Origin of the sequence: Primorskyibacter aestuariivivens (assembly GCF_028023675.1) — a bacterium.
GTDB lineage: Bacteria > Pseudomonadota > Alphaproteobacteria > Rhodobacterales > Rhodobacteraceae > Marinovum > Marinovum aestuariivivens.
In genome coordinates this window covers 154,464-178,149 of the sequence record NZ_JAQIOZ010000007.1, presented here as the reverse complement: position 1 = coordinate 178,149, position 23,686 = coordinate 154,464, and the positions used below count along the sequence as shown (strand labels likewise).

Genomic DNA, 23,686 nt, shown 5'->3' with positions numbered 1-23,686 from the left:
TTGAGGAGGAGACACAATGGACCCCAATCGCCTGAAAGGTAAGAATATTCTGATCACCGGTGGTGCTCGCGGCATGGGTCAGGCCAATGCCGAGGCTTTTGCCGCCCAGGGTGCCAATGTCTGCATTGGCGATCTCGATGGCGTCGAGGCGCAGAAAGTCGCTGACGCCATCAACGCGGCGGGCAACGGCAAGGCGATCGCCGTCAAAATGGACGTGACGAGCCGCGAAGACAACGCCGCCGCCGTCGCCGCCACGGTCGAGGCGTTTGGCTCGATCAATGTGGGTCTGTTCAACGCCGGTCTCAACAAGCCCCGGTTCTTCATGGATATCGATGAAGACAACTGGGACATGATCATGAACGTCAACACCAAGGCGATGTGGCTGGGCATGCAGGAAGTGGCCCGCCAGATGATCGCCCAGGGTCCGATGGAAGATCATCCCTACAAGCTGATCAATGTGGGCTCGATTGCCTCGCGCAAGCCGCTGGTCGATGTGACGGTTTACTGCACCTCGAAATACGGCTGTCTCGCGCTCACCGAATGCGGCGCGCTGGGTCTGGCCGAGCACAACATCACCGTGAACGGCTATGCACCGGGCGTCGTGATCACGCCGCTCTGGGAGCAGCTTGACAAGGACCTGATCGAGATTGGCTTCAAGGAGCGCGAAGGTCAGGCCTATGACGATATCGTCGAGAACAACCTGGTGATCAAGCGCGTCTCCTATCCCAAGGATATCGTCGGCACCGCCTCGTTCCTGGCCTCGGATGACAGCGACTACATGACCGGTCAGATGATCTCGATCGACGGTGGCTGGGTGACGAAATAGGCCGCAACCGCAGATTTTTCAGCAAAATGCGGGTGCGCATGGCCGCACCCGAAAGGAGTTTCCAATGTCAGAACGTCCCGGCAATGCCCTTATGCCCAACCTGCTCACCCCGCAGGACCTTGAAACCAACTGGGAATGGCGCGACAAGATCCCAGCCTGGGGTCACTCGTCGGTCGATTTCGAGCGCCGCGTCGACCATGACCGCCTGCGCCGTTACCGTCTCGCCCGCACGCGGCAGAGCCTGCAGAACTCGCCTGCCGGTTCGCTGCTGCTCTTTGACGTGAACAACATCCGCTATGTGACCTCGACCAAGATCGGCGAATGGGAACGGGACAAGATGTGCCGTTTCTGCCTGCTCACCGGCGATGACAGCCCCTATGTCTGGGATTTCGGCTCGGCGGCGGTGCATCACCAGCGCTATTCCGACTGGCTTGAGCCCGATCACTGTCTTGCCGGTGTTGTCGGCATGCGCGGCACCATCCCGCCGGAATTCGGCCTGATGAAAAAATACGCCAAGATGATCGCCCAGCTGATCAAGGATGCGGGCATGGCCGATATGCCGGTGGGTGTGGACTATGCCGAAACGGCGATGTTCCATGCGCTGCAGGAAGAGGGCATTCACGTCGTCGACGGTCAGCAGATCATGCTGGCGGCGCGCGAGATCAAGAACTGGGACGAAATCCAGCTTCTGACCCAGGCCGCCTCGATGGTGGATGGCGTCTACCACATGATCTACGAAGAGCTGAAACCCGGCGTGCGCGAAAACGACATCGTCGCCATGTCGAACAAGCTGCTCTACGAGATGGGCTCGGACGATGTGGAAGCGATCAACGCCATTTCCGGCGAACGCTGCAACCCGCACCCGCACAACTTCACCGACCGGCTCATCCGGCCGGGCGATCAGGCTTTCTTTGACATTCTCCAGTCATATCAGGGCTATCGTACCTGTTATTACCGGACCTTCAACGTGGGCCGCGCGACACCGTCGCAGAACGACGCCTATGTGAAGGCGCGCGAATGGATCGACGCCTCCATCGCGATGATCAAACCGGGCGTGACCACCGACAAGGTGGCCGAGGTCTGGCCGACGGCGCAATCGCTTGGTTTCGCGAACGAGGATCAGGCCTTTGGTCTACAATTCGGCCACGGGCTGGGTCTGGCGCTGCACGAACGCCCGATCATCTCCCGCGCGGTGAGCATGGAGCACCCGATGGAGATCAAGACCGGCATGGTCTTTGCGCTGGAAACCTACTGCCCTGCGACGGACGGCTATTCAGCCGCACGGATCGAAGAAGAGGTGGTGGTGACCGAGACCGGCTGCGAGGTCATCTCGCTCTTCCCGGCCGAAGAGCTGCCGATCGCAAACCGTTACTGAGACGGAAGGCCGGGCGCACTGCCCGGCCAACCGCCGATGATGTAGGCCGGGCTTTTGCCCGGCGCCCGTTCAAGGGGGAAACCCGCTATGGCCAAAGCCAAGACTAACACCGAAGATTATCTGCGCATGTACCGCCAGATGGTGCGCATCCGCACCTTCGAGGACAATGCCAACCAGCTTTACCTCTCGGCCAAAATGCCGGGGCTGACCCATATGTATTCCGGCGAAGAGGCCGTGGCCGTGGGCATCTGCGAAGCGCTCACCAAGGATGACAAGATCACCTCGACCCACCGGGGTCACGGCCACTGCGTCGCCAAAGGCGCGGAGTTCAAGGAGATGTTCTGCGAACTTCTGGGCAAGGAAGAAGGCTATTGCCGGGGCAAGGGCGGCTCGATGCATATCGCCGACCAGTCCAACGGCAATCTTGGGGCCAACGCCATCGTCGGCGGCTCCATGGGCATCGCCACCGGCGCGGCCTTTACCTCGAAACTGCTGGGCAAACAGGACGTGACCGTCTGCTTCTTTGGCGACGGTGCCACCGCACAGGGCCTGATGTACGAGGTCATGAACATGGCCGCGCTGTGGAACCTGCCGGTGATCTATGCCTGTGAAAACAACGGCTACTCTGAGTATACCAAGACCGAGGAAATCGCCGCCGGCTCCATCACCGCCCGCGCCGAAGCCTTTGGCATCGAGGCGCATCAGGTGGACGGGCAGGATGTGCTTGCCGTCAATGCGCTGACCCAGAAACTGGTCGAACGCGCCCGCAAGGGCGAAGGCCCGTTCTTCATGGAACTGATGACCTATCGCTACCACGGCCACCATGTGGGCGACATCAACCGCGAATATTATCGCTCCAAGGACGAGGAAAAGGACTGGAAGGAAAACAAGGATCCGATCATCCGCTTCCGCTCCTGGCTCGTCGAGGAAGGTATTGCCTCCGAAGATGAGATCGAGGCGATGAACGAAGAGATCAAGAAGGATGCATCGGACGCCGTCGAATACGCGCTGAACGCCAAGTATCCGGACGAATCCGAAGTCGACATGCACGTCTTTACCGACATTCCCCATGCGCTGCTGCGCGACACGGCCTGAGGAGACACATCATGCGAAATATTACCCTGTCCCAGGCGGTGAACGAAGCGCTCGCCGAAGAGATGCGCCGGGATGAGACCGTTTTCATCATCGGCGAGGACGTGGCCGAGGCGGGCACGCCGTTCAAGGTGCTCTCCGGTCTGGTCGAGGAATTCGGCACCGAGCGCGTGGTTGACACGCCCATTGCCGAGCCGGGTTTCATGGGCATCGCCGTCGGCGCCGCCATGACCGGGTCCCGCCCCGTGGTCGACCTGATGTTCGGCGACTTCATCTACCTGATCATGGATCAGCTCTGCAACCAGGCCGCCAAGACGCATTACATGTCCGGCGGCAAGCTCAGCGTGCCGCTGGTGCTGCGCACCAATCTCGGCGCGACCCGCCGCTCTGCTGCGCAACACTCGCAATCGCTGCATGCGCTGGTGGCCCATATCCCGGGTCTCAAGGTTGCGATGCCCTCCTCGGCCTATGAGGCCAAGGGCCTGATGAAGACCGCCATCCGCGACAACAACCCGGTGGTGATCTTCGAAGACAAGCTGATGTATAACGACAAGGCCCCGGTGCCCGAAGAGGAGTTCCTGATCCCCTTTGGCGAGGCCAATATCAAGCGCGAAGGCGCGGACATCACCCTGATCGGCACCTCGTCGATGGTGCAGGTCTGCGAAAAAGCCGCCGAAATCCTCGCCAAGGAAGGCATCGAGGCCGAAGTGATCGACCCGCGCACCATCGTGCCGCTGGACGAGGCCGCGCTGCTCAAGTCGGCGAAAAAGACCAGCCGCGTGATTGTCGTGGACGAAGGCCATCAAAGCTTTGGCATCACTGGCGAAATTGCCAGCCGCATCAACGAGAAAGCCTTTTACCATCTCGACGCGCCGGTGCTGCGCATGGGCGCGATGGATGTGCCGGTGCCCTTCAGCCCGGCGCTTGAGGACATCACAGTGCCCACGCCCGAAGCGGTGGCAGAGAACGCCCGCAAACTCATGTCCGGGGAGATGATCCATGCCGCATGAGGTGATCATGCCCGCCCTCGGGATGGCGCAGGACACCGGTCTGATCGTGAGCTGGCTGAAAAGCCCCGGCGACGCGGTCAAGGCGGGCGATGCGCTCTTCGAGGTGGAAACCGACAAGGCCACGATGGAGGTCGAGGCCCCCGCCGATGGCTTCCTCACCGATGTGCAGGCCGAGGCCGGGGCCGAGGTTCCGGTGGGCAATGTCATTGCGCTGATTTCGGACAGTGCCGAGGATAGCGGCAGCATCGCGCATGCCGCGCCTGCGGCTTCGACCGAGGCCGCAGCGGACGATGCGGGCGCAGACGACACCGCCCTGCCCGATGGCAAGGAAGTCATCATGCCCGCGCTTGGTATGGCCCAGGACACCGGGTTGCTTGTCGCATGGCACAAGGCCCCGGGCGATGCGGTGGCGGCTGGCGACATCCTGTTCGAGGTGGAAACCGACAAATCCACCATGGAGGTCGAAGCGGGGCATGACGGGTTCGTCGCAGCGCTTCTGGCCGAGGCGGGCGAAGAGGCCCCGGTGGGCGACACCATCGCGATCATCTCGACCGAGAAGCCAGACGCGCCCGTGCAGCGCAGCCAATCCGGGGCCAAAGCCGCCCCAAGCTCCGCGCCCAAGGCCGAAACCGCCCCTGCCGCAAAGCCAGAGACCAAGCCCGCACCGAAACCGGCCGCCACCAAGGCGCCCGCGCCGGCACGCGCTGATGGCCGCATTCTCGCCTCGCCCAAGGCGCGGCGTCTGGCGCTGGAACAGGGGCTTGACCTGAACCGGCTGGTTGAGGCGGGACATCCGCAGCCGTTCCACGTCGCTGATATCGAGGTGCTCAAGGCGCTGCCCTCCGCACAAGCGTCGACAGGAGCGGCAGAGGCATCGCGCCACCTGACGGCGGACCTGCCGAGTGACGGCTTTGACGCCTTCGCCGCCTGGGCCGCAGAGACATCGGGTCTGAGCGACACCAATGCGCTGCTTGCGGGACTTGCCGCAGCCAGCCTTGGGCGGGAAATGGCAACCGTGTCGGTCGAACGTTTCGGCCAAAGCCACGCCTATTACGTCCCTGCCGGGCCTTTCGGTGCCATCACCGACGCCGAAGACGACAGCGCGCCCGACCTGATCCTGCGCGACCTGCGCATGAGCCGGGTCAGCACGGTGTCCCTTGGTGCGGAAACCGCGCCGGTCTTGACCCTGACGCGCAGGGATGTTGGGCTGTGCGTCACGCTGGAATGCGCGGGCCACCAACTCAGCGCCACCGAGGCCGTCGGCCTCATCTCGGAATTCGCGGGCCGCATGGAGCAACCGCTCCGCCACCTGCTCTAGCCCATGGAGAATATTATGGAATTCACCGATCTCTACATCAATGGCGAATGGCGCAAGACGTCGGAACGCTTTGACGTGATCAATCCGGCCACCGAAGAGGTTCTGGCCTCGGTCGCGTCTGCCGATATTTCTGATGCCGATGCCGCGCTGGACGCCGCCGAGGCGGCGATGGCCGACTGGGCCGCGCGCACACCGCGCGAACGCTCGGAAGTGCTGCGCAAGGCGTGGGAACTGATGACCGCCCGGCTCGATTACTTTGCCAACCTGATCACGCTGGAAAACGGCAAAGCGGGCGCGGACGCCAAGGGCGAAGCCACCTATGCCGCCGAATTTTTCCGCTGGTTCGCGGAAGAAGCCGTGCGCGCCGACGGGTTGATCACCCATGCCCCCGCGTCTGGCGCGCGGATTGTCGTGCAGCACAAGCCCGCGGGCCTTGCCGTGCTGGTGACGCCGTGGAACTACCCGGCGGCGATGGGCACCCGCAAGATTGCGCCCGCGCTGGCCGCAGGCTGCGCGGTGATCATCAAACCGGCCTCGGAAACCCCGCTGACCATGCTGGCGCTGATGCCGCTGCTTGAAGAAGCGGGCGTGCCGCCGGGGCTGGTCAACGTGCTGCCCTCGCGCCGCACCGGCGCGCTGGTCGATCACCTGATGCATGATCCGCGCGTGCGCGTGGTCAGCTTCACCGGCTCCACCGGCGTGGGCCAGAAGCTGCTTAAGGGTGCTGCCGATCAGGTGCTGAAACCGGCGATGGAACTGGGCGGCAACGCGCCTGTCGTGGTGTTCGACGATGCCGATATGGATGTTGCCATCGAGGGCACGATGCTGGCCAAGATGCGCAACCTCGGCGAGGCGTGTACAGCGGCGAACCGCATCTATGTACATGAAAACATCGCCGATGAATTCACCAAACGTCTCACCGCCGCGATGTCCGCGCTCAAGGTGGGCGACGGCACCGATCCCTCCGTCGATGTCGGCCCGCTGGTCAATGCCGACACGCGCGACAAGGTGGCCGAGTTTGTTGCCGACGCGGTGGCCAAGGGCGCGTCGGTCGAATGTGGTGGCAAGGTGCCGGAAGGCAAAGGGTTCTACTACCCGCCCACGGTGCTGTCGAACGTGCCGGAAAACGCCGAATGCGTGCGCGACGAGATCTTTGGACCGGTGGCCGCGATCCAGACTTTCAAGGATCAGGAAGAGGTCATCCGCCGCGCCAATGACACCGAATATGGGCTTGTCGCCTATGTCTTTTCGGGTGACTTCAAACGCGCGCTGCAGGTCTGCGAGCGGCTGGAATACGGCATGGTCGGGCTCAATCGCGGGCTGGTCAGCGACCCCGCCGCGCCCTTTGGCGGCGTGAAACAGTCGGGTCTGGGCCGTGAAGGCGGGCATGAGGGCATGCTGGAATTCATGGAAACCCAGTACATCTCGGCGGCATGGTGAGCGCGATGAGTGAGGTCAAAGCCGCCCCGTCCGTGCGCGCGCTGGCGCTGCAGAAAGGGATCGACATCGACGCGCTGGCCAAATCGCTGGGCCGGACCACCATCGGGCGCGAAGATCTGGAGGCGGGCGCAAAGCCCGCTGCCGCTGCCGCCTCCGGCCCGGCAGGTGACACCTCCTATTGGGATGTGGATCACAGCCAGTATGGCCCGGTATCTGAGGAGCCGATGAGCCGCTTTGCACAGGTGGCCTCGGCCAACCTCGCGGCGGCCAATACGCTGATCCCGCAGGTCACACATCATGACCGCGCCGATGTGAGCGCCATCGAGGCGCTGCGCAAATCATTGAAGTCCGAAGCACAGGCGCGCGCTGTGAAACTCACCGCGCTGGCGTTTCAGGCCAAGGCGCTGGCGCGGGCGCTGCGCGAGTTCCCACGCTTCAACGCCTCGCTCTCGCCCGATGGCAAGACATTGATCCTTAAGGATTATGTGCATATCGGCATCGCCGTGGACACCGCGCATGGGCTTATGGTGCCGGTGGTCCGTGACGTGGACAAAAAGGGCCTGTGGCAGATCGCGGCGGAAATCACCGACCTTGCCTCGCGCGCACAGAACCGCAAGGTCGGCCCGGACGAGATGGGCGGCGCGTCCATGTCGATCTCGAACCTTGGCGGCATCGGCGGTATCGGGTTCACACCCATCGTCAACCCGCCCGAGGTGGCCATCCTGGGTATCACCCGAACCGAGACCGTGACCGTGTGGGACGGCGACACACCGCGCCCGGTGCCGATGGTGCCGCTGGATCTGAGCTATGATCACCGGGTGATCAATGGCGCGGATGCGGCGCGTTTCGTGACCTATCTGGCCGGTCTGATCGCCGATCCCCGGCGCATCATGGTCTGATCCGCACGCCCCCTGCCCGGCACTCTACAGGTGTTTGACCAGCCGGTGCAGGACATGATGCTCATTGCGGCCGCTGACCCCGGTGGCCGCAAATCCCTCGCGCTCCCAAAAAGCGCGCCCGCCTGAATTGGCCTCGAACACCGCCAGATACAGCGCAGCCGCGCCGCGCGCCCGGGCCAGCCCCTCGGCATGGGCCAGAAACGCCCGGCCATGCCCCGCGCCCTGCGCCCAGGGGCCAAGGATCATCAGGCCAAGATAGGCGTCCCCCGGTTCAGGGAACCCGAAGGACAACTCCGCCAAACCCGACAGCCGACCGTCCAGAAACAGCCCAAGACGATGGGATGCCGCCGGGTCACAGCCGGGCGGGCCATCGGTGAAGAATCCCCTGATCTTGCTTTCATCCGGTGCCTGCCCTTCGGCCAGAAGCCAGTAATCCGGCGCTTCCGCATAGAAGGCACGAACAAGGTCGAGGTCGGTTATCGCATCGAGATCGCGGATTGTCCGTGTCATGTGACCATCCTCAACGCGGTCAGCCGGACAGCCCCAGCGTCACGCCCTTGCGCCCGGCAAGGTCGGTAAAGAACTGCCACGCCACCCGACCGGATCGCGAGCCACGCGTCGCCTGCCATTCGATGGCCTCGGCGCGCAGGGTCTCGTCATCAATCTCGACCCCATAGGCATCGCAATAGCCGCGGATCATCGACAGGTAGTCATCCTGCGAGCAGGGATGGAAGCCAAGCCACAGCCCGAACCGGTCCGACAGCGAGACCTTTTCCTCGACCGCTTCGGCCGGGTTGATGGCGCTTGAGCGCTCATTCTCGATCATGTCACGGGGCATCAGGTGGCGGCGGTTGGAGGTGGCATAGAACACCACGTTGTCGGGCCGCCCCTCGATGCCACCGTCCAACACCGCCTTGAGCGATTTGTAATGCTGGTCGTCATGGCTGAAGCTGAGATCGTCACAGAACAGCAGAAACCGTTCCGCGCGGCCCCTGAGCAGGTTCAGCAAGCGGCCCACCGAGGGCAGGTCTTCGCGCTGCAACTCCACGATCTTGAGCGGCGCGCCTTGCCGGATCACATCGGCATGGACAGCCTTGACCAGCGAGGATTTCCCCATCCCCCGCGCACCCCAGAGAAGCGCGTTATTGGCGGGCAGACCGCGTGCGAATTGCAGCGTGTTGGCGAGAAGCGTGTCGCGCGACCGGTCCACGCCGACCAAAAGCTCGATGCCCACACGACTGACCTGAGGCACAGGTTCAAGACGGTCAGGTTCCACATGCCAGACAAAGGCGTCGGCAGCGTCGAAATCGGGGGCTTCCTGCGGCGCCGGGGCCATTCGCTCCAGCGCCGCAGCAATCCGTTTCAGGGTCTTCTTGCCCATCAGGACTTGTCCGCCTTACCGCCATCTTCAGCGTCGGCAATATCGGCCTCATCCTCGTCGAATTCGTCCATCATCGGGTCGTTGTCTGTGTCCGGTTCATCCTCGAACCACAGGCCCTGTTCCTTGAGCTCTTCTTCGCGCTTCTTCTCGACCCGCCCGACAAGGAAGATCGACACCTCATACAGACCGTAGACCACGACAAAGAGGATGATCTGGGTGATCACATCCGGCGGCGTCACAAGCGCGGCCAGCACCAGAATGCCCACCACCGCGTATTTGCGCACCTCGCCCAACCCCTTGGCGCTCACCAGCCCGGCCTTGCCCATCAACGTGAGCAGAACGGGAAGCTGGAAGCACAGACCAAAGGCCACGATGAACTTGATGGTGAGATTCAGGTATTCCTGCGCAGAACCCTGAAAGACCACGGACAGGCCCTGTTCGACCTCTTCGCCCACCACGGCCTCGCCCTCGGTGCCAAATTGCTGGAAGCCTAGGAAGAAGTCATAAGCCAGCGGCGTGACGACGTAGAACGCGAACGCCGCACCAAGGAAGAACATGAAAGGCGAGGCAATCAGGAAGGGCAGGAACGCACCCTTTTCCGACTTGTAGAGACCGGGCGCAACAAAGCGCCACATCTGGTTGGCAATAAACGGAAAAGCAAGGATGAAGCCGCCCAGAAGCGAGACCTTGATCGCGACGAAGAAGCCTTCCTGAGGCGAGATGAAGATCAGGTCGCAATCCTGCCCGCGTTCGCCCAACACCTGACACAGCGGCGCGGTCAGGAAATTGAAGATCGGCGTCGCCACGGTGAAACAGATCACCATGCCGATGAGGAAATAGACCACGCAGCGGATCAGCCGGTTGCGCAGCTCCGCCAGATGCTCGATCAGCGGGGCAGAGGAATCCTCGATCTCGTCGTCGGTGGCGCTCATGCGTCGTCTTTCGTGTCTTTGGACGCAGGCGCGTCCTTGGGCGTATAGGCCTCAAGCTCGGCTTCTGCCGCCTTGAGCGCCTCTTCGGCCTCGCGCTTTTTGCGTTGGGCCGCGGCGCGGGCGGTGGCCTCCTGAATCTTCTTGGCCTTTTCGGCACGCTCGGCGGCCAGTTTACCGGTCTCGCTGTAGGGGTCGATCCCTTCCAGCGGGTCCGTCACCTTGCGCGCCGCGTCCTTGACCCCGTCCATGGCCGAGCCAATCGGGTTGGTCGCGGTCTTGAAAGTCTTGGCCACGTCATGCACGCCGCTTTCATCGGCGGCCTCGTTCATCGCCCGGCTGAATTCGCGCGCCATGCCCTTGGCCTTGCCCACGAACTGCCCGACCTTGCGGAACAATACGGGCAAGTCCTTGGGACCGACGACGATCAGCGCCACGATCCCGATGACCAGCAACTCGGTCCAGCCCAGATCGAACATCGGCGCTTACACCTTGTCCTTGTCTTTGGCGTCTTCCTCGGGCGTCACGTCCTTGGCCTCTTCCGCCGCCTGGTTTTCCAGCTCTTCGGTGCCGTCTTTCACACCTTTCTTGAAGGCGGTAATGCCCTTGCCCACTTCGCCCATGAGCGAGGAAATCTTGCCGCGCCCGAAAAGCACCAGCACGACAACGGCGATCAGGAGAAGGCCGGGAAGTCCGATATTGTTCAGCATGTCTTCAGTCTCCGGTTGGAATAGTCCGGGGCCCGCGCATGGGTCGTGCCCCTTGAATTGCCCCCGTCATATTGCTTTCCGCGGGCTCGTGAAAGCGCCAAAACCGCCCGCCCGGGTCAATTTGAACGGGAAAATCGAGAGCTTTTTGACATTATTCTGTCAGGTGACAAAATAATGTCAGTTTACCCTCGAATCGGAGCGCGAATCGCATGAAACGGGCCGACCGGCTGTACCGGCTGATGGAGCGTCTCAAGGACGGTGCGCGCCACCGGGCCGAGGACCTCGCGCGCGATCTTGGCGTCTCGGTGCGCACGATCTACCGCGACATGGACACGTTGATCGACAGTGGCGTGCCGGTGATCGGGGAACGCGGGCTGGGCTATGCCGCGCTGGAGGCGATCACCCTGCCCCCCATCAACCTGACCGAGGCCGAGCTTGAGGCGCTGCATCTGGGTCTTGCGGTGGTAGGCCAGACCGGCGAGGCCGAGTTGGCCGGGGCCGCCCGGGCGCTGTCGTCCAAGATCGACGCGCTTCTACCCGAGGACCGCGCCGCCCCCGCACAGTTCGGCTTTGCCGCCTACCCGTTCGAGGAGGCCGCGCGCGGCTTTCGCCATATGCCCGCCTTTCGCGCCGCCGTGCGCGCCCGACAAAAGCTGCGCATCGCCATGACCGACGGGACCCAGCACCTGCTGCGGCCGCTGGAGCTGCGCTATTGGGGCCGCATCTGGGCCTGTGTCGGGTGGAGCGAGACGACGGATGCCTTTGCCAGCTTCCGCATCGACCAGATCGACACGCTGAGCCCGGTTGCGGGGCTGTTCGTGGATGAGCCGGGCAAACGGCTGCAGGATTATCGCCAAAGCGTTGACGGGCCTGCTACGCCCTGATCCACGCTTTCGCATCCTCCAGTTCCGCCATATCGAAGACCACGACTTCGCTGGGCATCATCACCCCAAAGAATTTCGCCCCGGTGCGGATCCAGTCGTGATCGGTCACAAGCGCGATGCGCGAAAACGTGGTCAGGTGGCCGAATCCAAACCGCATGTCATCCCACATGGCCCCAGCGGAATAGCCATCGAAATAAGGCCCCATCACGCAGAGCAGCTTGAGCTTGTCATGCGCTTTGGCCCGTTCCGCGACCAGCGGCACCAGCATGTCGGTATAATCCTGCGAGGTGATCAAACCGTTCAATTCGATGGCGATCACATCCGCCGGAAATCCATCGATCTCGGTGATGGTGCCCGGGTTGTCCTCTTCCATCTGCGCCCAGCCGATGGCGTCGTCGATGGCATCTTCGTTAAAGCGCCGCACCTTGGCCCCGACGAACTGATCCACCAGCACCCGCGCCACCCAAAGCAGTTTGCTGTCGCTGACCAACGCGACCTTGCGCACGATGCTTTCGTGGTTCTTCACGAAATTCAGATGCGCACGCAGGGCATCAAAATCCTGCCAGAACGGCAGGTCACGCGCGTGAATGACAAGGTTCGGCACCCGGTCGGTTTCATTGATATAGCTGTTGATCCGCTCTGCCAGCTCCGCGATGGATGCGGCGGTCAGCCGCCCCTTTGGCGTGATGATGGCAATGTTCTCGCGGTCGCGAATGTCGATATCGATCATGGCGTGGCCCCCTTTCAGGTTCACTGCCCGCCCAGTCTACCACCGAATGGCCTTGCACGACTTGACGCGGATCAACGACCCACGACCCGGCACCTAGTCCTGCCTGGGAAAGACAAAACAGCGGTCGCGCCGGATGGTCAGCCAGAGCGGCGTGCCCTGTTTGGGCAGGAAGACATTCGGCACCGTGGCCCTGAGCCGTGATCCGTCATGATCCATGCGAAATTCCACAAGGCTCTCCGACCCCATGAAGCGTGCGCGTTCCACCACCCCGCGCGCCGCGCGCCCGCGTTCCGGTGTCGGGGCCGGACCCAGGCCACCCCGGTCAAAATCGATCCCCATATGCTGGGGCCGGAACACGATCTCGACCCTTGAGCCATCCGGATAGCCCGGCGCAAGGAACTGGCCAAAGGGGGTCACCGCCAGCGCGCCATTCACTTCGCTCTCGATCACGTTGATATCGCTGAAGAAAGCGACCGCCGCCTTATCCATCGGCGCGCGGTAGATGTTATAGGGCGCGCCCTGCTGCACGATCTTGCCGTCGCGCATCAGCGCGATCTCATCGGCCATGCGCATCGCTTCTTCCGGCTCATGCGTGACCAGAAGGACGGCGGTGTCTTCCTGTTTGAGTAGCTCAAGCGTTTCGTCACGGATACCGTCGCGCAACCGGTTGTCGAGGCCCGAGAAGGGTTCATCCATCAGCATGATCTTGGGCTGCGGTGCCAGCGCACGGGCCAGCGCCACACGCTGTTGTTCGCCGCCCGACAGCTCATGCGGATAGGCATCGATATAGTTGGCCAGCCCCACGCGGCCCAGCATCTCCCGCACCCGGTCCTGAACCTCCGGCCCCTTGCCGTCCAGACCAAACGCCACGTTCTTGCCGACGCTGAGATGGGGAAAGAGCGCGAAGTCCTGAAACATCAGCCCGATGGAGCGCCGCTCGGGCGGGACACGGAATACCGTGTCGCAGATCAGCTCCCCATCGACATAGATCTCGCCCGCGTCCTGCATGTCCACGCCTGCGATCATGCGCAGCGTCGTGGATTTGCCACAGCCCGACGGGCCGAGAAGACAGGTCACCTGCCCCGGCTGGATCTGCAGGGACACGTCGTCCACCACCCGGCGACCCTCAAAGTCGCGGACAAGATTGCGGATTTCCAGACGTGGCGGGATTTTCTCGGGCTGCAAGGCCTGCCTCTTCCTGGTTTTCCGATCAAAACAATCGGACTTCCCCGCAGATAGCAAGCCCGCCGGAGGGGCGCAAGCCGTGGCGCCTAACCATCCAGCAGCGTGAACTCCGCCTCCACGATCACCCGGCCATTCACCTGCACCCCCAGCCGTTGCAGACCGGGATAGAGCCGGAATGTCGTGGCGTCCCATTTCAGCTTGTGGGTCTTGGACAGCGTCACGGGCGCGCGGGGCGTGACCTCGGTCTGTTTCAGCTTGAACACCTTGGGTTTCAGCGCGCCGTCAGCTTTGCGGAACCACAGGATGTAATCCACCAGCACCGGCACGCGCTCCCCCGCTGTGAGCTGCAGATCGAACCGGAGCGGGTCGCCGCGCGCGATCTCGGGCTCGGCGAGGGTCAAGGTCACGTTCACCGGCGCGTCACCCCGGTATCCCAGCGCCGCAAGCGCGCCGGGATGGCCCTGTTTGATCAAACTGCGCAGCGCGTGCCGGGTCATCCACTTCATTTCTTTCGCCCCCTGCCGCCCGTGCCGCTGCCAGGTCTCCAACCGCTCCAACACCGCATCCGGAGCGATTTTAGATATATCGTTCAGATGGTTGGAGACCGATCTTGTGACAAAGCGGGTCTCATCCGCATGCAGCCGGTCCAGCAGCGTCAGCGGCACAAGCGGGTCGAGTGTGATCGCCTTGGCCCAGGGCAGTTTTGGCCGCGTGCCTTCGCTGACCAGACGCCGAACGTGGTAATTGTCGTCCCCCGCCCAATGCGACAGCCGGTCCAGCGTTTCGCGGGGCCAGTGATTGAGGAAAGGGCGGATATAGAACTCCATGGAAAAGCGCTGCGTGGCTTCATAGAGCAGGTCCAGCGCCCGGTCTCTATGTGCCTCCAGCCCATGCCGCACCGCCAGTATCCCCGGCATGGCATGGATGAACTGACCAAAATCATCATCGCGGCGCGTCGGGTCGAGCGGCGCGGGCATGGCGGCCTGCACCTGCTCGGCCATGGTGGGGAAATCCGGGGCAAGTTGCGCTTCCAGCCCATCAGCCATCGCCTCCATCCGCGCCATCAGTTCCAGATCGGGCAGTTTGGGCAGGACTTCCGCCAGGTAGCGTTCTGCGTCGAACCCCGGCACGCCTGCGGCGAACTCACCGGCAAGCTGGCCCAGGGTCTCGGCGTTAAACAGCTGATCTGCCAGCGAAAAACCAGCCCCGCCGCCCTTGCCATCCGGCCCCCGCGCCATCACGCGGCACCGGGCTTGCGGGCAAGCGCCAGCGCCAGTCCGAATATCATCATCGTTGCGCCTGACAGCTTGTGCAGCTTGCCCAGATGCTGTGTCGCGCGTCGTGCGGCCACCTGCCCGGCCAGCGCATAGGCCGCAACAGCGACCATCTCCAACAGCAGGAAGACACCGCCCACGATGGCGTAGCTGGTCCAATAGGCATTGGGGTCCACGAATTGCGGGAAGAAGGCGGCAAAGATCAGGATCGCCTTGGGATTGCCCAGTGCGACCAACGCCTCGCGCCGCGTTGCGGGGATCAGCCCGCGCCGCCCGGTGCCTGAAACCATCTCGACCTCTGGCGCAGGCGCGCGCCAGAGCTTCCAGCCCAGCCAGATCAGGTAGCCCGCCCCCGCCAGTTTCGCCAGGGTGAACGCCGCCGCCGAGGCCGACAGCAGCACGCCCAGCCCCAACCCTGACAATGCAATCATCGGCGCAAAGCTGGCCATTCGGCCCAGCGCCGCGGCACAGGCAAAACCCACCCCGCGCTGCGCCCCATGGGTCAGCGCGAGCAGGTTCGAAGGCCCGAATGTCAGGTTCAGCGCCAGACAGGCGGGCGCGAAAAGCCAGAGGTCAATCATGGGATTACATGGTGGTGTTCACGGCCCCACCATCCAGCAGCACGTTTTGCCCGATCATGAACCCCGCATATTGCGAGCACATGAAGGCACAGGTGGCTCCGAACTCCTCGGGCGTGCCGTAGCGGCCTGCGGGGATTGTCGTACAGCGCTGCGCCTTGGCCTCGTCCACGGTGATGCCCTGTTGCTCCGCCGCGCCTTTGTCGAGCGACTCCGCGCGATCCGTGGCATGAATACCCGGCAGCAGGTTGTTGATCACGACACCGTTGCCCGCAACCTGCCGCGAGGTGCCCGCCACATAGCCCGTGAGCCCCGCGCGCGCCGAATTGGACAGGCCCAGAACCGGGATCGGCGATTTCACCGAGACCGAAGTGATATTGACCACCCTGCCCCAGCCGCGCTCCATCATAGCCGGGACCAGCGCCTTGATCATGGCGATCGGCGCCAGCATGTTGGCATCCAGCGCGGCGATGAAGTCTTCGCGGTCCCAATCGGTCCACATGCCCGGCGGCGGGCCGCCCGCGTTATTGACCAGAATATCCACGTCGCCCGCGGCCTCCAGCACCCTGGCGCGCCCCTCGTCCGTGGTGATATCGGCCGCGACCGCCGTCACCTCGACATCATGGGCGGCGCGAATCTCGGCGGCCGTGGCTTCCAGCGCCTCGGCCCCGCGCGCATTGATCACCAGATCGACCCCCGCTTCAGCCAGCGCCATGGCACAGCCGCGGCCCAGCCCCTTGGACGCCGCGCAGACAATGGCGCGTTTTCCCTTGATCCCCAGATCCATAAGCTCTCTCCCTGTTTGCCTTTGCACCTATATCGGCCTAGCCTTGGCCAAATGGCAATGCCTGTAAATGGCCGTGCCCTGTTCCAAGTGGTGCCACATTCATGGATGAGAGTTGAAACTGTCTGTCATACGCCGCCCACATGGGGCGGCAGGTTTGGTTTCGGAGTTTATTGATCATGTCGCGCACCGTTGCCCAATCCCTCAGTGTTTTCGAGATGGATGCCCTGAGCGTGGTGGACGGGGCAAATCTCGGGGATTTCCTTGGCATTGCGGACGATCTGCAATGCGATGACGTGTACCACCTGAATGATACGGCACAGCGCAGCGCCATTGTCGTCCGCCAGATCAGCCCGCGCACGATGCGCATCTGCGAAACCTCGCCACTGGGCCATGCAGGGGCCGAGCTTGTTCTGGATTGCTGTATCAGCTTCATGGGCAATGACGGGGCAACGGTCGATGTTGTCGTGCTGGTGGAGGTGGACGATCTCGGGCTTGTCGCCAATATCTATGGCCTGCCGCTTGGGCACATGTCGCCCAAGACCGATTACCGGATCATAGGCATCGACACCGAAAAATCAGAGCGCAAATTCGCCCAGGTGGCCTGTGTCTCCTTTACGCGCGGGACCATGATCACGCTGGCCACCGGCGCACAGAAGCCGGTCGAGGAGCTGCGCGAGGGCGACAAGGTCCTGACCCGCGACGATGGCCCGCAGCCGGTGCGCTGGATCGGCCAGACCACCGAACGCGCCGCTGGGGATTTCGCCCCGATCCGCATTGCCGCCGGGACGCTGAACAACAGCTCTGACCTGCTCGTCAGCCCCGACCACCGGCTGTTCATCTATCAGCGCCGCGATCAATTCGGTGCAGGCCGCTCCGAACTGATGGTCAAGGCGCGCCATCTGGTAAATGGCGACACCGTCCGCCGGGCCGAGGGCGGTTATGTGGATTATTTCCAACTGCTGTTCGACGAACATCAGATCATCTATGCCGAGGGCATCGCCGCCGAAACGCTGCTGGTCGACAGCCGCACGCGTGCCGCCCTGCCACAGGAGCTGGACAAACGGCTCGCCACGGCGCTGCCGACCCATTCCAACCGGTTGCGCGCCGATTTCGAACTGAGCGAGGCGATGGCCCGCCGCCCGGATGCGGTGGAACTGCTCAAACGCGCCTCCAGCCGGTAAATGGTTTCGCCAGACATGAAAAAACGTGGTCTGCGGCATCCTTGCGCAGCCGACACCGCTTGAACCGAAGTTTTGGCCCCCCATATCTGACTGGTTTGCTCAGATACCGGAGGCCAGATCATGCTCAACACCATCCTTGCCACGACTGACATGTCCCATCGCGGCGATGTGGCGCTCCGGCGCGGCTTTGCACTGGCCCGGGCGCATGGGGCCCGGCTGATCGTGTTGAGCGTTATTGACGACGCCCTCCCGCTGACCATTGTGCAGGATCTCGTCTCGGACGCAAAAGCCACGCTGACGCGCTTTTGCGAGACGCTTGGCGACGGTGTGACATGGGAGCTGCGCGTGCTCCCCGGCGACCCGACCGGCGACATTCTGGCCGAGGTCAGCAAGGAGGACCCCGATCTTCTGGTGCTTGGCACCCATCGCGAACGCGGCTTTCTGGACCTTCTGCGCGAAACCACGGCGCAGCGCATCACGCGGCTGGCGCATGTGCCGGTGCTTGTGGCGGCTGACCGCGATGAACGCATGTATGAGACGGTCATTCTTGGCGCTGATTTCTCGCCCAATGGCACGGCGGGCGCCCATATGGCCGCACATATTGCCCCTAGCGCGCGGATCGTGCCGGTGCACGCGCTGCTTGTGCCCTATAAGGGCATGCTGGCCCAGACCAGCAGCGCGGATGAATTGCTGCAAAGCTTCAGCCTGGAGCCGAAACAGGACGACGCGGCCTGGCGGGCAGGCAATTACCTGCCTGACGCGCTGGAACCGACCGAGATTGTCGAAGGCAGTGCGGCCACCGTTCTGGCCGAAGTGGCGCGGCGCGAAGATGCGCATCTGATCATTGTGGGCGCGCATGGGCGCGTGGGCTCCCATCGTGCAATTCTGGGCAGTGTCGCCAGCGAATTGATGCGCAGCCCGCCCTGCGACGTCCTCGTGGTCAGACGCCCGACCAAATAGGCCGTTTTGTGACGGCCGGGCCGCCGCAGCACGCTTGCCAAAGCCCGGCCCCGCGCCTATACGCGCGGCCATGCTAGACGCCGCTCCAAACCGCCCCGATCTGCCCGCCGAGATTGCCCGGCGGCGCACCTTTGCCATCATCTCGCACCCGGATGCGGGCAAGACGACGCTGACCGAGAAATTCCTGCTCTATGGCGGCGCGATCCAGATGGCCGGACAGGTGCGCGCCAAGGGCGAGGCCCGGCGCACGCGCTCGGACTTCATGAAGATGGAACAGGACCGGGGCATTTCGGTCTCGGCCTCGGCCATGTCTTTTGATTTCAAGACATTCCGCTTCAATCTTGTCGATACCCCCGGTCACTCGGACTTCTCCGAAGACACCTATCGCACGCTGACAGCGGTGGACGCGGCAGTGATGGTGATCGACGGCGCGAAAGGCGTGGAAAGCCAGACGCAGAAACTGTTCGAGGTCTGCCGTCTGCGCGACCTGCCGATCCTGACCTTCTGTAACAAGATGGACCGCGAAAGCCGCGATACGTTCGAGATCATCGACGAGATTCAGGAAAACCTCGCCATCGACGTGACGCCCGCAAGCTGGCCCATTGGCGTAGGGCGCGATTTCATCGGCTGTTATGACATCCTGCGCGACCGGCTCGAACTGATGGACCGCGCCGACCGCAACAAGGTGGCCGAAAGCGTGGAGATCAAAGGGCTGGACGATCCGAAACTGGCCGAACATGTGCCTGCGCATCTGTTGGAGCCGTTCCTCGAAGAGATCGAGATGGCGCGCGAACTCCTTCCCGCGCTGGATCCGCAGGCGGTGCTCGAAGGGCATATGACGCCGATCTGGTTCGGCTCTGCGATTAACTCGTTCGGGGTCAAGGAATTGATGGACGGGATTGGAAGTTACGGGCCCGAACCGCAGCCGCAACGCGCCACCCCGCGCGAGATTTGCCCAGAAGAAACAAAGGTTTCCGGCTTTGTTTTCAAGGTTCAGGCGAACATGGATCCCAAGCACCGCGACCGGGTGGCATTTGTGCGCATGGCGTCGGGCCATTTCAAACGCGGCATGAAGCTGACCCATGTGCGGACAAAGAAACCGATGGCGGTGTCGAACCCGGTTCTGTTCCTTGCCTCGGACCGGGAACTGGCCGAAGAGGCCTGGGCCGGCGATATCATCGGCATCCCGAACCACGGGCAGTTGCGCATCGGCGACACCCTGACCGAAGGCGAGGCATTGCGCGTCTCGGGTATCCCCTCTTTCGCGCCGGAGCTGCTTCAGACCTGCCGGGCGGGCGATCCGATGAAGGCCAAGCATCTGGAAAAGGCGCTGATGCAATTCGCCGAGGAAGGTGCGGCCAAGGTGTTCAAGCCGATGTTCGGCTCGGGCTTTATCGTGGGCGTCGTGGGCGCGCTGCAATTCGAAGTGCTGGCGAGCCGGATCGAGCTGGAATACGGGCTTCCGGTGCGGTTTGAGCCGTCGCAGTTCACCTCCGCCCGCTGGGCCAAAGGCGAGAAACTGGCGTTGGACAAGTTCATCAACGCCAACAAACAGCATATCGCCCATGACAATGACGGCGACGTGGTCTATCTCACCCGGCTGCAATGGGACATTGACCGGATCGAGCGGGATTACCCAGATGTGACTTTGTCGGCGACCAAGGAAATGCTGGTCTGACGCAGGTCGCGAAAAGCTGGGACCAGTTTCGCTCCACGGACATGCGACCTCAAAGTGCTTTTCCGCCGATTGGTCAAAACCGGTTTTGCAGGGGTACGGCGCCTCACCTATAGTGTGGCGAAATCAATGAGGTGCCCATGCGATTTGCGTCCCTGATCCTGTCCACTCTCCTGCTTGCTGCATCCGCCCTCTGGGCCGAGGGCCGCGAAGACGCATGGCAATTGCTGAACACGGCAGAATTCAAAGAGATCATCGAGGGCGACAATTGGCGGGTCGAAAAGACCATCCCCGAACCCTTGAAGGCCGCCGCGAAAGACTTTGAAATCACGGGCTTTTTCGTGCCCGTTCTGGCGCAGGGTGAAATCACCGAATTCCTGCTGGTCGAGGATCCGGCCGATTGCCCGTTCTGCGGCTCGGGCGGCTATGGTCCGGTGCTTGAAGTCACCTCGAAACGCCCCATGCCTGATCTGGCAGAATTCGAAAAAATCACCCTGCGCGGGCAACTGGAATTTAACGAAAGTCCCGAAACATTGCAGTTGTTTCGCCTCAAAGACGCCATTCTCGTGGAGTAAGCAGGGGCAATTGCCATAAACGCCAAAAAGCGGCACCTTGACCCCATGAGCGATCCTGAACAGCCCCCACGCAAACCCACCTATGACGGCGGCATCAAGGCGGTGCTGACCCAGATGGAGGCGCGGCGCGATCCGCTCACGCTGGCACGAGGCGAGGCATTGCCGCCGCTTGATGTGGATCTTGACCCGCTGAAGACCAGCCTTGTTCCCGCCCCCGGGGACGACCCCCTGCGTGCCGCCCCCCTGCGTTCAACAAACCAGCGCAAGCATTTGGAAATACGCGCGGAACTGGTGGGCAATACGGAACTGACCGCGCTGCACGGGCTGCTTATCGCGCATCTGCGCAAACGCAAGCAGCCCGCCCATTGCGCGGCGCTCTTCGCGCGGCTCTGGGCGGAAGAGGCCGATCACCTGCTCAGCCATCTGGACGCGCGCTGGCTTGTCTCGGCCATCACCACCTTTGGCGATCACGGGCTGACCGAAACCCAGCGCAGCGTGGGACAGGCGATGAATGTGCTTTTTGGCACGATCAAGCTTTACGAGACCGAGCGGCGGTATTGCGGCATGCCTGCCGACCGGCCCTTTCCGCTCAAGGGCAAGGATCACGGCCCGCTGCCCATGGAGATGGACCCGTTCCACATCCCAGCCGGGGGGCTCGATGTGAACATGCTGGGCCGCCTGTGGCAGGAGGCGGAGCGGGACAAGGTGCTGAAACCCTTGGCGCATCACCTGCTGGACCTGCTCATTCACGACCCGCGCACCGTGTTCCGCCGCTTGCGCATCATGCGCAAACGCAAGGAACGGCGCGACACAATGAAAGCGGCAGAGCGCGACACGCCCGAGCCTGCCCCGGCCAAACTCATTGTCCCGGTTCCCGACACGCCGTCCCGCACCCCGCCGCGCTGGGGCGTGGTCAGCACGATTGACGCCCCCCTAACGGACATCGCCCGGTTCGCCGCGCATTACCTGACACTGGGCGCGGCGCGGATCGACATTTACCTCGACCGCCCCTGCCCCGAAGCGCTGGCGTTTTTCGGGGCTGAGCCGCGTGTGCATCTGACAACCTGCGACGCGGATTATTGGGCCAGCACCGGCAAAGACCGCCCCGAGGCGCACCAGCTGCGCCAGGCCTACAACGCGACGCAGAGCTATCGCGCGTCTGACCTCGATTGGCTTGCCCATGTGGATGCGGACGAGTTTCTGATCTGTCCGATCCCCATCGCCCGCGCGCTGCGCTTTGCGCCCGATCACGCGGCGCAGGCCCGGATGCGGCCCGTGGAGGCTTTGGCCGATGGCTCCGCGAGTCCAACCCATTTCAAGATCAGCCACAGGCAGGCCGGGCAGAAACGCCGCGTGCTCGACACCATTTACCCCAATTATGGCGGCTATCTCACCGGCGGCTTCATCAGCCACACCAGCGGCAAGGTCTTTGCCCGCACCGGGCTGGACGGGGTGCGCTTTGGCATTCACGGGCTCAAGAAAGACGGCGCGAGCATCGAGAACGAGGCCAGCATGCCGCGTATGAAGCTGGCCCATCTGCATGCCCGCAGCTATGAGGCGTTCCGCGCGCGGATGGAGTTCCGGCTTGAGCGCGGCTCATACCGCAAACCGGGCGAGGATGACGCGATGCGGCTGGGCGATGTGCTCGATTTCGTCTTGGAGACCGAAGGTGAAACAGGCCTGCGCCATTTCTTTGACGAGGTGTGCACCGACAGCCCCGCGTTGCGCGACCGGCTGGCGGCGCATGACATGCTGTTCACCCATCCGCTGGAGCTTGATGCACAGGTGGCGGCAATCTTTGGCAGCCGCACACCCAAGGCGGGCGCTGCATGACCCGCTGGGGCATTGTCTCGACGATCAAGGCCAGCGAAGGAGAGATCCTGAATTTCGCGGCCTGGCATCTCGATCTGGGGGCGCACCGGCTCTACCTGTATCTCGACGCGCCGGAGAGGGCGGTGTTCGACCGGCTGCGCGCCCATCCAAAGATCAAGGTCGTGGCCTGTGATGACGCATGGTGGGCCAAGCGCAACGGGCGGCCAGAGAAACACCAGAGCCGTCAATTCATCAATGCCCGCCATGCCTATAACCGCCGGGTCGAGCTGGACTGGCTGGCCCATATCGACGTGGATGAATTTCTCTGGCCCGCACGTCCTATTGCAGACCAGCTATCCGATTTGCCCGACAACTGCCTCTGCGCCCGGGTGCGCCCTATCGAGGCGCTGGCCCCTGCCCCCGGCGATCCGGAAAGACCGCAATATTTCAAGGCCTTCCACCTTCCCGCCCCGGACCGAAGACGCGCAGCAGAAGCCTGTTTTCCCACCTATGGCCGCTATCTCAGCGGCGGGTTCCTGAGCCATGTGGCGGGCAAGCTGTTTTACCGCACCGGCATCGACGGGCTTCGGATGAAAATTCACAATATCACCGTGAACGGCCAGCAGAACCCCGGTGAAGTCGCACTGAACACCACCGAGCTTTGCCACATGCACGCGCAGAGCTGGGAGGACTGGATGCGGACCTATCGCTACCGGATGTCCATGGGGTCCTACCGCGCCGAATTGAAGGCGCATGTCAATCGCGACGCGGGCGGTCTGTCCCTGCATGAGCTGTTTCACGTGATCGAAAAGGCAGATGGCGAAGCAGGCCTACGCGCCTTTTATGAGGAGGTCTGCGTGGCCACGCCAGAGCTGCGCGCCCGGCTTGAGGCAGAAGGGCTCTTGCGCCAACACGATCTTGCGCTGACCGCCTGCCGCGCGCGGCATTTTCCGGGCGGTTGAGGCACCGGGCAGAGTCACATAAATGCGACAGTCCCGGGGTTACAGCACCGGAAAGCACGCTGCAGCGCCGCAAGATTGACCAAAGCGGCCAGTTGCTCTAAGT

General features: G+C 63.0%; 24 protein-coding genes. 14 read left to right on the top strand and 10 right to left on the bottom strand.

The window, feature by feature from the left end:
- The first annotated feature begins 16 nt into the window (after positions 1 to 16).
- The 7 genes from PGB28_RS09900 to PGB28_RS09870 all read left to right on the top strand — a co-directional run bounded on the left by PGB28_RS09900 (position 17) and on the right by PGB28_RS09870 (position 7,960).
- On the top strand, positions 17 to 826 hold the full coding sequence (locus tag PGB28_RS09900; protein ID WP_271421355.1) for an SDR family NAD(P)-dependent oxidoreductase: 810 nt from the start codon (positions 17 to 19) through the stop codon (positions 824 to 826).
- 64 nt (positions 827 to 890) lie between these two features.
- Entirely contained in the window at positions 891 to 2,201 is a 1,311-nt protein-coding gene (locus PGB28_RS09895) for a M24 family metallopeptidase (protein WP_271421354.1), read from the top strand.
- A gap of 87 nt (positions 2,202 to 2,288) precedes the next feature.
- Positions 2,289 to 3,296, top strand: coding sequence for a thiamine pyrophosphate-dependent dehydrogenase E1 component subunit alpha (locus PGB28_RS09890; protein ID WP_271421353.1), 1,008 nt, complete (start codon positions 2,289 to 2,291; stop codon positions 3,294 to 3,296).
- A gap of 11 nt (positions 3,297 to 3,307) precedes the next feature.
- A complete protein-coding gene (locus PGB28_RS09885; protein WP_271421352.1) occupies positions 3,308 to 4,303 on the top strand; it encodes an alpha-ketoacid dehydrogenase subunit beta in 996 nt (331 codons plus the stop codon).
- The gene (locus PGB28_RS09880) at positions 4,293 to 5,621 is read left to right on the top strand and encodes a biotin/lipoyl-containing protein (protein WP_271421351.1); all 1,329 of its coding nucleotides are present in this window, start codon (positions 4,293 to 4,295) and stop codon (positions 5,619 to 5,621) included. Before PGB28_RS09885 ends, PGB28_RS09880 begins: the two co-directional genes overlap by 11 nt.
- A 15-nt stretch (positions 5,622 to 5,636) precedes the next feature.
- Positions 5,637 to 7,061 (top strand): NAD-dependent succinate-semialdehyde dehydrogenase, encoded by a 1,425-nt coding sequence (locus PGB28_RS09875; RefSeq protein ID WP_271421350.1) that lies wholly within the window; start codon positions 5,637 to 5,639, stop codon positions 7,059 to 7,061.
- Positions 7,062 to 7,066: 5 nt separating this feature from the next.
- Positions 7,067 to 7,960: a 2-oxo acid dehydrogenase subunit E2 gene (locus PGB28_RS09870; RefSeq protein ID WP_271421349.1), complete on the top strand. Its 894-nt coding sequence runs from the start codon at positions 7,067 to 7,069 to the stop codon at positions 7,958 to 7,960.
- Between the two features lie 24 nt (positions 7,961 to 7,984).
- Here the strand turns inward: PGB28_RS09870 and PGB28_RS09865 are convergent, their stop codons facing one another.
- Genes PGB28_RS09865 through PGB28_RS09845 form a run of 5 tightly spaced genes read right to left on the bottom strand, consistent with a single transcriptional unit; the run spans position 7,985 to position 10,980 of the window.
- Positions 7,985 to 8,470, bottom strand: a complete 486-nt coding sequence (locus tag PGB28_RS09865; RefSeq protein ID WP_271421348.1) for a GNAT family N-acetyltransferase — start codon at positions 8,468 to 8,470, stop codon at positions 7,985 to 7,987.
- Between the two features lie 19 nt (positions 8,471 to 8,489).
- A complete protein-coding gene (locus PGB28_RS09860) occupies positions 8,490 to 9,341 on the bottom strand; it encodes an ATP-binding protein (protein WP_271421347.1) in 852 nt (283 codons plus the stop codon).
- A complete protein-coding gene (gene tatC, locus PGB28_RS09855) occupies positions 9,341 to 10,273 on the bottom strand; it encodes a twin-arginine translocase subunit TatC (protein WP_271421346.1) in 933 nt (310 codons plus the stop codon). Before tatC ends, PGB28_RS09860 begins: the two co-directional genes overlap by 1 nt.
- Positions 10,270 to 10,749, bottom strand: a complete 480-nt coding sequence (tatB, locus tag PGB28_RS09850) for a Sec-independent protein translocase protein TatB (RefSeq protein WP_271421345.1) — start codon at positions 10,747 to 10,749, stop codon at positions 10,270 to 10,272. The genes tatC and tatB overlap by 4 nt, the downstream gene beginning before the upstream one ends.
- A gap of 6 nt (positions 10,750 to 10,755) precedes the next feature.
- Positions 10,756 to 10,980, bottom strand: a complete 225-nt coding sequence (locus tag PGB28_RS09845) for a twin-arginine translocase TatA/TatE family subunit (RefSeq protein ID WP_271421344.1) — start codon at positions 10,978 to 10,980, stop codon at positions 10,756 to 10,758.
- Between the two features lie 209 nt (positions 10,981 to 11,189).
- On the opposite strand from PGB28_RS09845, the gene PGB28_RS09840 reads away from it, so the two are divergent.
- On the top strand, positions 11,190 to 11,864 hold the full coding sequence (locus PGB28_RS09840; RefSeq protein WP_271421343.1) for a helix-turn-helix transcriptional regulator: 675 nt from the start codon (positions 11,190 to 11,192) through the stop codon (positions 11,862 to 11,864).
- Here the strand turns inward: PGB28_RS09840 and PGB28_RS09835 are convergent.
- From PGB28_RS09835 to PGB28_RS09815, 5 genes are all read right to left on the bottom strand, one after another.
- Complete coding sequence (locus tag PGB28_RS09835; protein ID WP_271421342.1) at positions 11,854 to 12,594, bottom strand: SpoIIAA family protein; 741 nt, start codon at positions 12,592 to 12,594, stop codon at positions 11,854 to 11,856. The two genes, PGB28_RS09840 and PGB28_RS09835, sit on opposite strands and share 11 nt — an antisense overlap.
- A gap of 93 nt (positions 12,595 to 12,687) precedes the next feature.
- A complete protein-coding gene (locus tag PGB28_RS09830; RefSeq protein WP_271421341.1) occupies positions 12,688 to 13,779 on the bottom strand; it encodes an ABC transporter ATP-binding protein in 1,092 nt (363 codons plus the stop codon).
- Between the two features lie 86 nt (positions 13,780 to 13,865).
- Positions 13,866 to 15,017: a DNA alkylation repair protein gene (locus PGB28_RS09825; protein ID WP_271421340.1), complete on the bottom strand. Its 1,152-nt coding sequence runs from the start codon at positions 15,015 to 15,017 to the stop codon at positions 13,866 to 13,868.
- Positions 15,017 to 15,634: a LysE family translocator gene (locus tag PGB28_RS09820; protein ID WP_271421339.1), complete on the bottom strand. Its 618-nt coding sequence runs from the start codon at positions 15,632 to 15,634 to the stop codon at positions 15,017 to 15,019. Before PGB28_RS09820 ends, PGB28_RS09825 begins: the two co-directional genes overlap by 1 nt.
- Positions 15,635 to 15,638: 4 nt before the next feature.
- Complete coding sequence (locus PGB28_RS09815) at positions 15,639 to 16,418, bottom strand: SDR family oxidoreductase (RefSeq protein WP_271421338.1); 780 nt, start codon at positions 16,416 to 16,418, stop codon at positions 15,639 to 15,641.
- 176 nt (positions 16,419 to 16,594) lie between these two features.
- Between PGB28_RS09815 and PGB28_RS09810 the strand changes: the two genes are divergently transcribed.
- From PGB28_RS09810 to PGB28_RS09785, 6 genes are all read left to right on the top strand, one after another.
- Positions 16,595 to 17,599 (top strand): Hint domain-containing protein, encoded by a 1,005-nt coding sequence (locus PGB28_RS09810; protein WP_271421337.1) that lies wholly within the window; start codon positions 16,595 to 16,597, stop codon positions 17,597 to 17,599.
- Between the two features lie 120 nt (positions 17,600 to 17,719).
- Positions 17,720 to 18,559: a universal stress protein gene (locus tag PGB28_RS09805; protein WP_271421336.1), complete on the top strand. Its 840-nt coding sequence runs from the start codon at positions 17,720 to 17,722 to the stop codon at positions 18,557 to 18,559.
- A gap of 70 nt (positions 18,560 to 18,629) precedes the next feature.
- The gene (locus PGB28_RS09800) at positions 18,630 to 20,237 is read left to right on the top strand and encodes a peptide chain release factor 3 (RefSeq protein ID WP_271421335.1); all 1,608 of its coding nucleotides are present in this window, start codon (positions 18,630 to 18,632) and stop codon (positions 20,235 to 20,237) included.
- 137 nt (positions 20,238 to 20,374) lie between these two features.
- Positions 20,375 to 20,809, top strand: a complete 435-nt coding sequence (locus PGB28_RS09795) for a hypothetical protein (protein ID WP_271421334.1) — start codon at positions 20,375 to 20,377, stop codon at positions 20,807 to 20,809.
- Between the two features lie 45 nt (positions 20,810 to 20,854).
- Positions 20,855 to 22,642: a glycosyltransferase family 2 protein gene (locus PGB28_RS09790; protein WP_271421333.1), complete on the top strand. Its 1,788-nt coding sequence runs from the start codon at positions 20,855 to 20,857 to the stop codon at positions 22,640 to 22,642.
- Positions 22,639 to 23,583 carry a glycosyltransferase family 2 protein gene (locus tag PGB28_RS09785; RefSeq protein ID WP_271421332.1) on the top strand — a complete coding sequence of 315 codons (945 nt, stop codon included), beginning with the start codon at positions 22,639 to 22,641 and terminating at the stop codon, positions 23,581 to 23,583. Before PGB28_RS09790 ends, PGB28_RS09785 begins: the two co-directional genes overlap by 4 nt.
- The last annotated feature ends 103 nt before the right edge of the window (positions 23,584 to 23,686 follow it).

Coding starts and splice junctions, on each gene's coding strand:
- PGB28_RS09835 (WP_271421342.1), bottom strand. CDS start 12,594: ATGATCGATATCGACATTCGCGACCGCGAGAACATTGCCATCATCACG.
- PGB28_RS09810 (WP_271421337.1), top strand. CDS start 16,595: ATGTCGCGCACCGTTGCCCAATCCCTCAGTGTTTTCGAGATGGATGCC.
- PGB28_RS09795 (WP_271421334.1), top strand. CDS start 20,375: ATGCGATTTGCGTCCCTGATCCTGTCCACTCTCCTGCTTGCTGCATCC.
- PGB28_RS09820 (WP_271421339.1), bottom strand. CDS start 15,634: ATGATTGACCTCTGGCTTTTCGCGCCCGCCTGTCTGGCGCTGAACCTG.
- PGB28_RS09785 (WP_271421332.1), top strand. CDS start 22,639: ATGACCCGCTGGGGCATTGTCTCGACGATCAAGGCCAGCGAAGGAGAG.
- PGB28_RS09890 (WP_271421353.1), top strand. CDS start 2,289: ATGGCCAAAGCCAAGACTAACACCGAAGATTATCTGCGCATGTACCGC.
- PGB28_RS09815 (WP_271421338.1), bottom strand. CDS start 16,418: ATGGATCTGGGGATCAAGGGAAAACGCGCCATTGTCTGCGCGGCGTCC.
- PGB28_RS09900 (WP_271421355.1), top strand. CDS start 17: ATGGACCCCAATCGCCTGAAAGGTAAGAATATTCTGATCACCGGTGGT.
- PGB28_RS09880 (WP_271421351.1), top strand. CDS start 4,293: ATGCCGCATGAGGTGATCATGCCCGCCCTCGGGATGGCGCAGGACACC.
- PGB28_RS09870 (WP_271421349.1), top strand. CDS start 7,067: ATGAGTGAGGTCAAAGCCGCCCCGTCCGTGCGCGCGCTGGCGCTGCAG.
- PGB28_RS09790 (WP_271421333.1), top strand. CDS start 20,855: ATGAGCGATCCTGAACAGCCCCCACGCAAACCCACCTATGACGGCGGC.
- PGB28_RS09845 (WP_271421344.1), bottom strand. CDS start 10,980: ATGCTGAACAATATCGGACTTCCCGGCCTTCTCCTGATCGCCGTTGTC.
- PGB28_RS09800 (WP_271421335.1), top strand. CDS start 18,630: ATGCTAGACGCCGCTCCAAACCGCCCCGATCTGCCCGCCGAGATTGCC.
- PGB28_RS09825 (WP_271421340.1), bottom strand. CDS start 15,017: ATGGCGCGGGGGCCGGATGGCAAGGGCGGCGGGGCTGGTTTTTCGCTG.
- PGB28_RS09895 (WP_271421354.1), top strand. CDS start 891: ATGTCAGAACGTCCCGGCAATGCCCTTATGCCCAACCTGCTCACCCCG.
- PGB28_RS09805 (WP_271421336.1), top strand. CDS start 17,720: ATGCTCAACACCATCCTTGCCACGACTGACATGTCCCATCGCGGCGAT.
- PGB28_RS09840 (WP_271421343.1), top strand. CDS start 11,190: ATGAAACGGGCCGACCGGCTGTACCGGCTGATGGAGCGTCTCAAGGAC.
- tatC (WP_271421346.1), bottom strand. CDS start 10,273: ATGAGCGCCACCGACGACGAGATCGAGGATTCCTCTGCCCCGCTGATC.
- PGB28_RS09860 (WP_271421347.1), bottom strand. CDS start 9,341: ATGGGCAAGAAGACCCTGAAACGGATTGCTGCGGCGCTGGAGCGAATG.
- PGB28_RS09865 (WP_271421348.1), bottom strand. CDS start 8,470: ATGACACGGACAATCCGCGATCTCGATGCGATAACCGACCTCGACCTT.
- PGB28_RS09885 (WP_271421352.1), top strand. CDS start 3,308: ATGCGAAATATTACCCTGTCCCAGGCGGTGAACGAAGCGCTCGCCGAA.
- PGB28_RS09875 (WP_271421350.1), top strand. CDS start 5,637: ATGGAATTCACCGATCTCTACATCAATGGCGAATGGCGCAAGACGTCG.
- tatB (WP_271421345.1), bottom strand. CDS start 10,749: ATGTTCGATCTGGGCTGGACCGAGTTGCTGGTCATCGGGATCGTGGCG.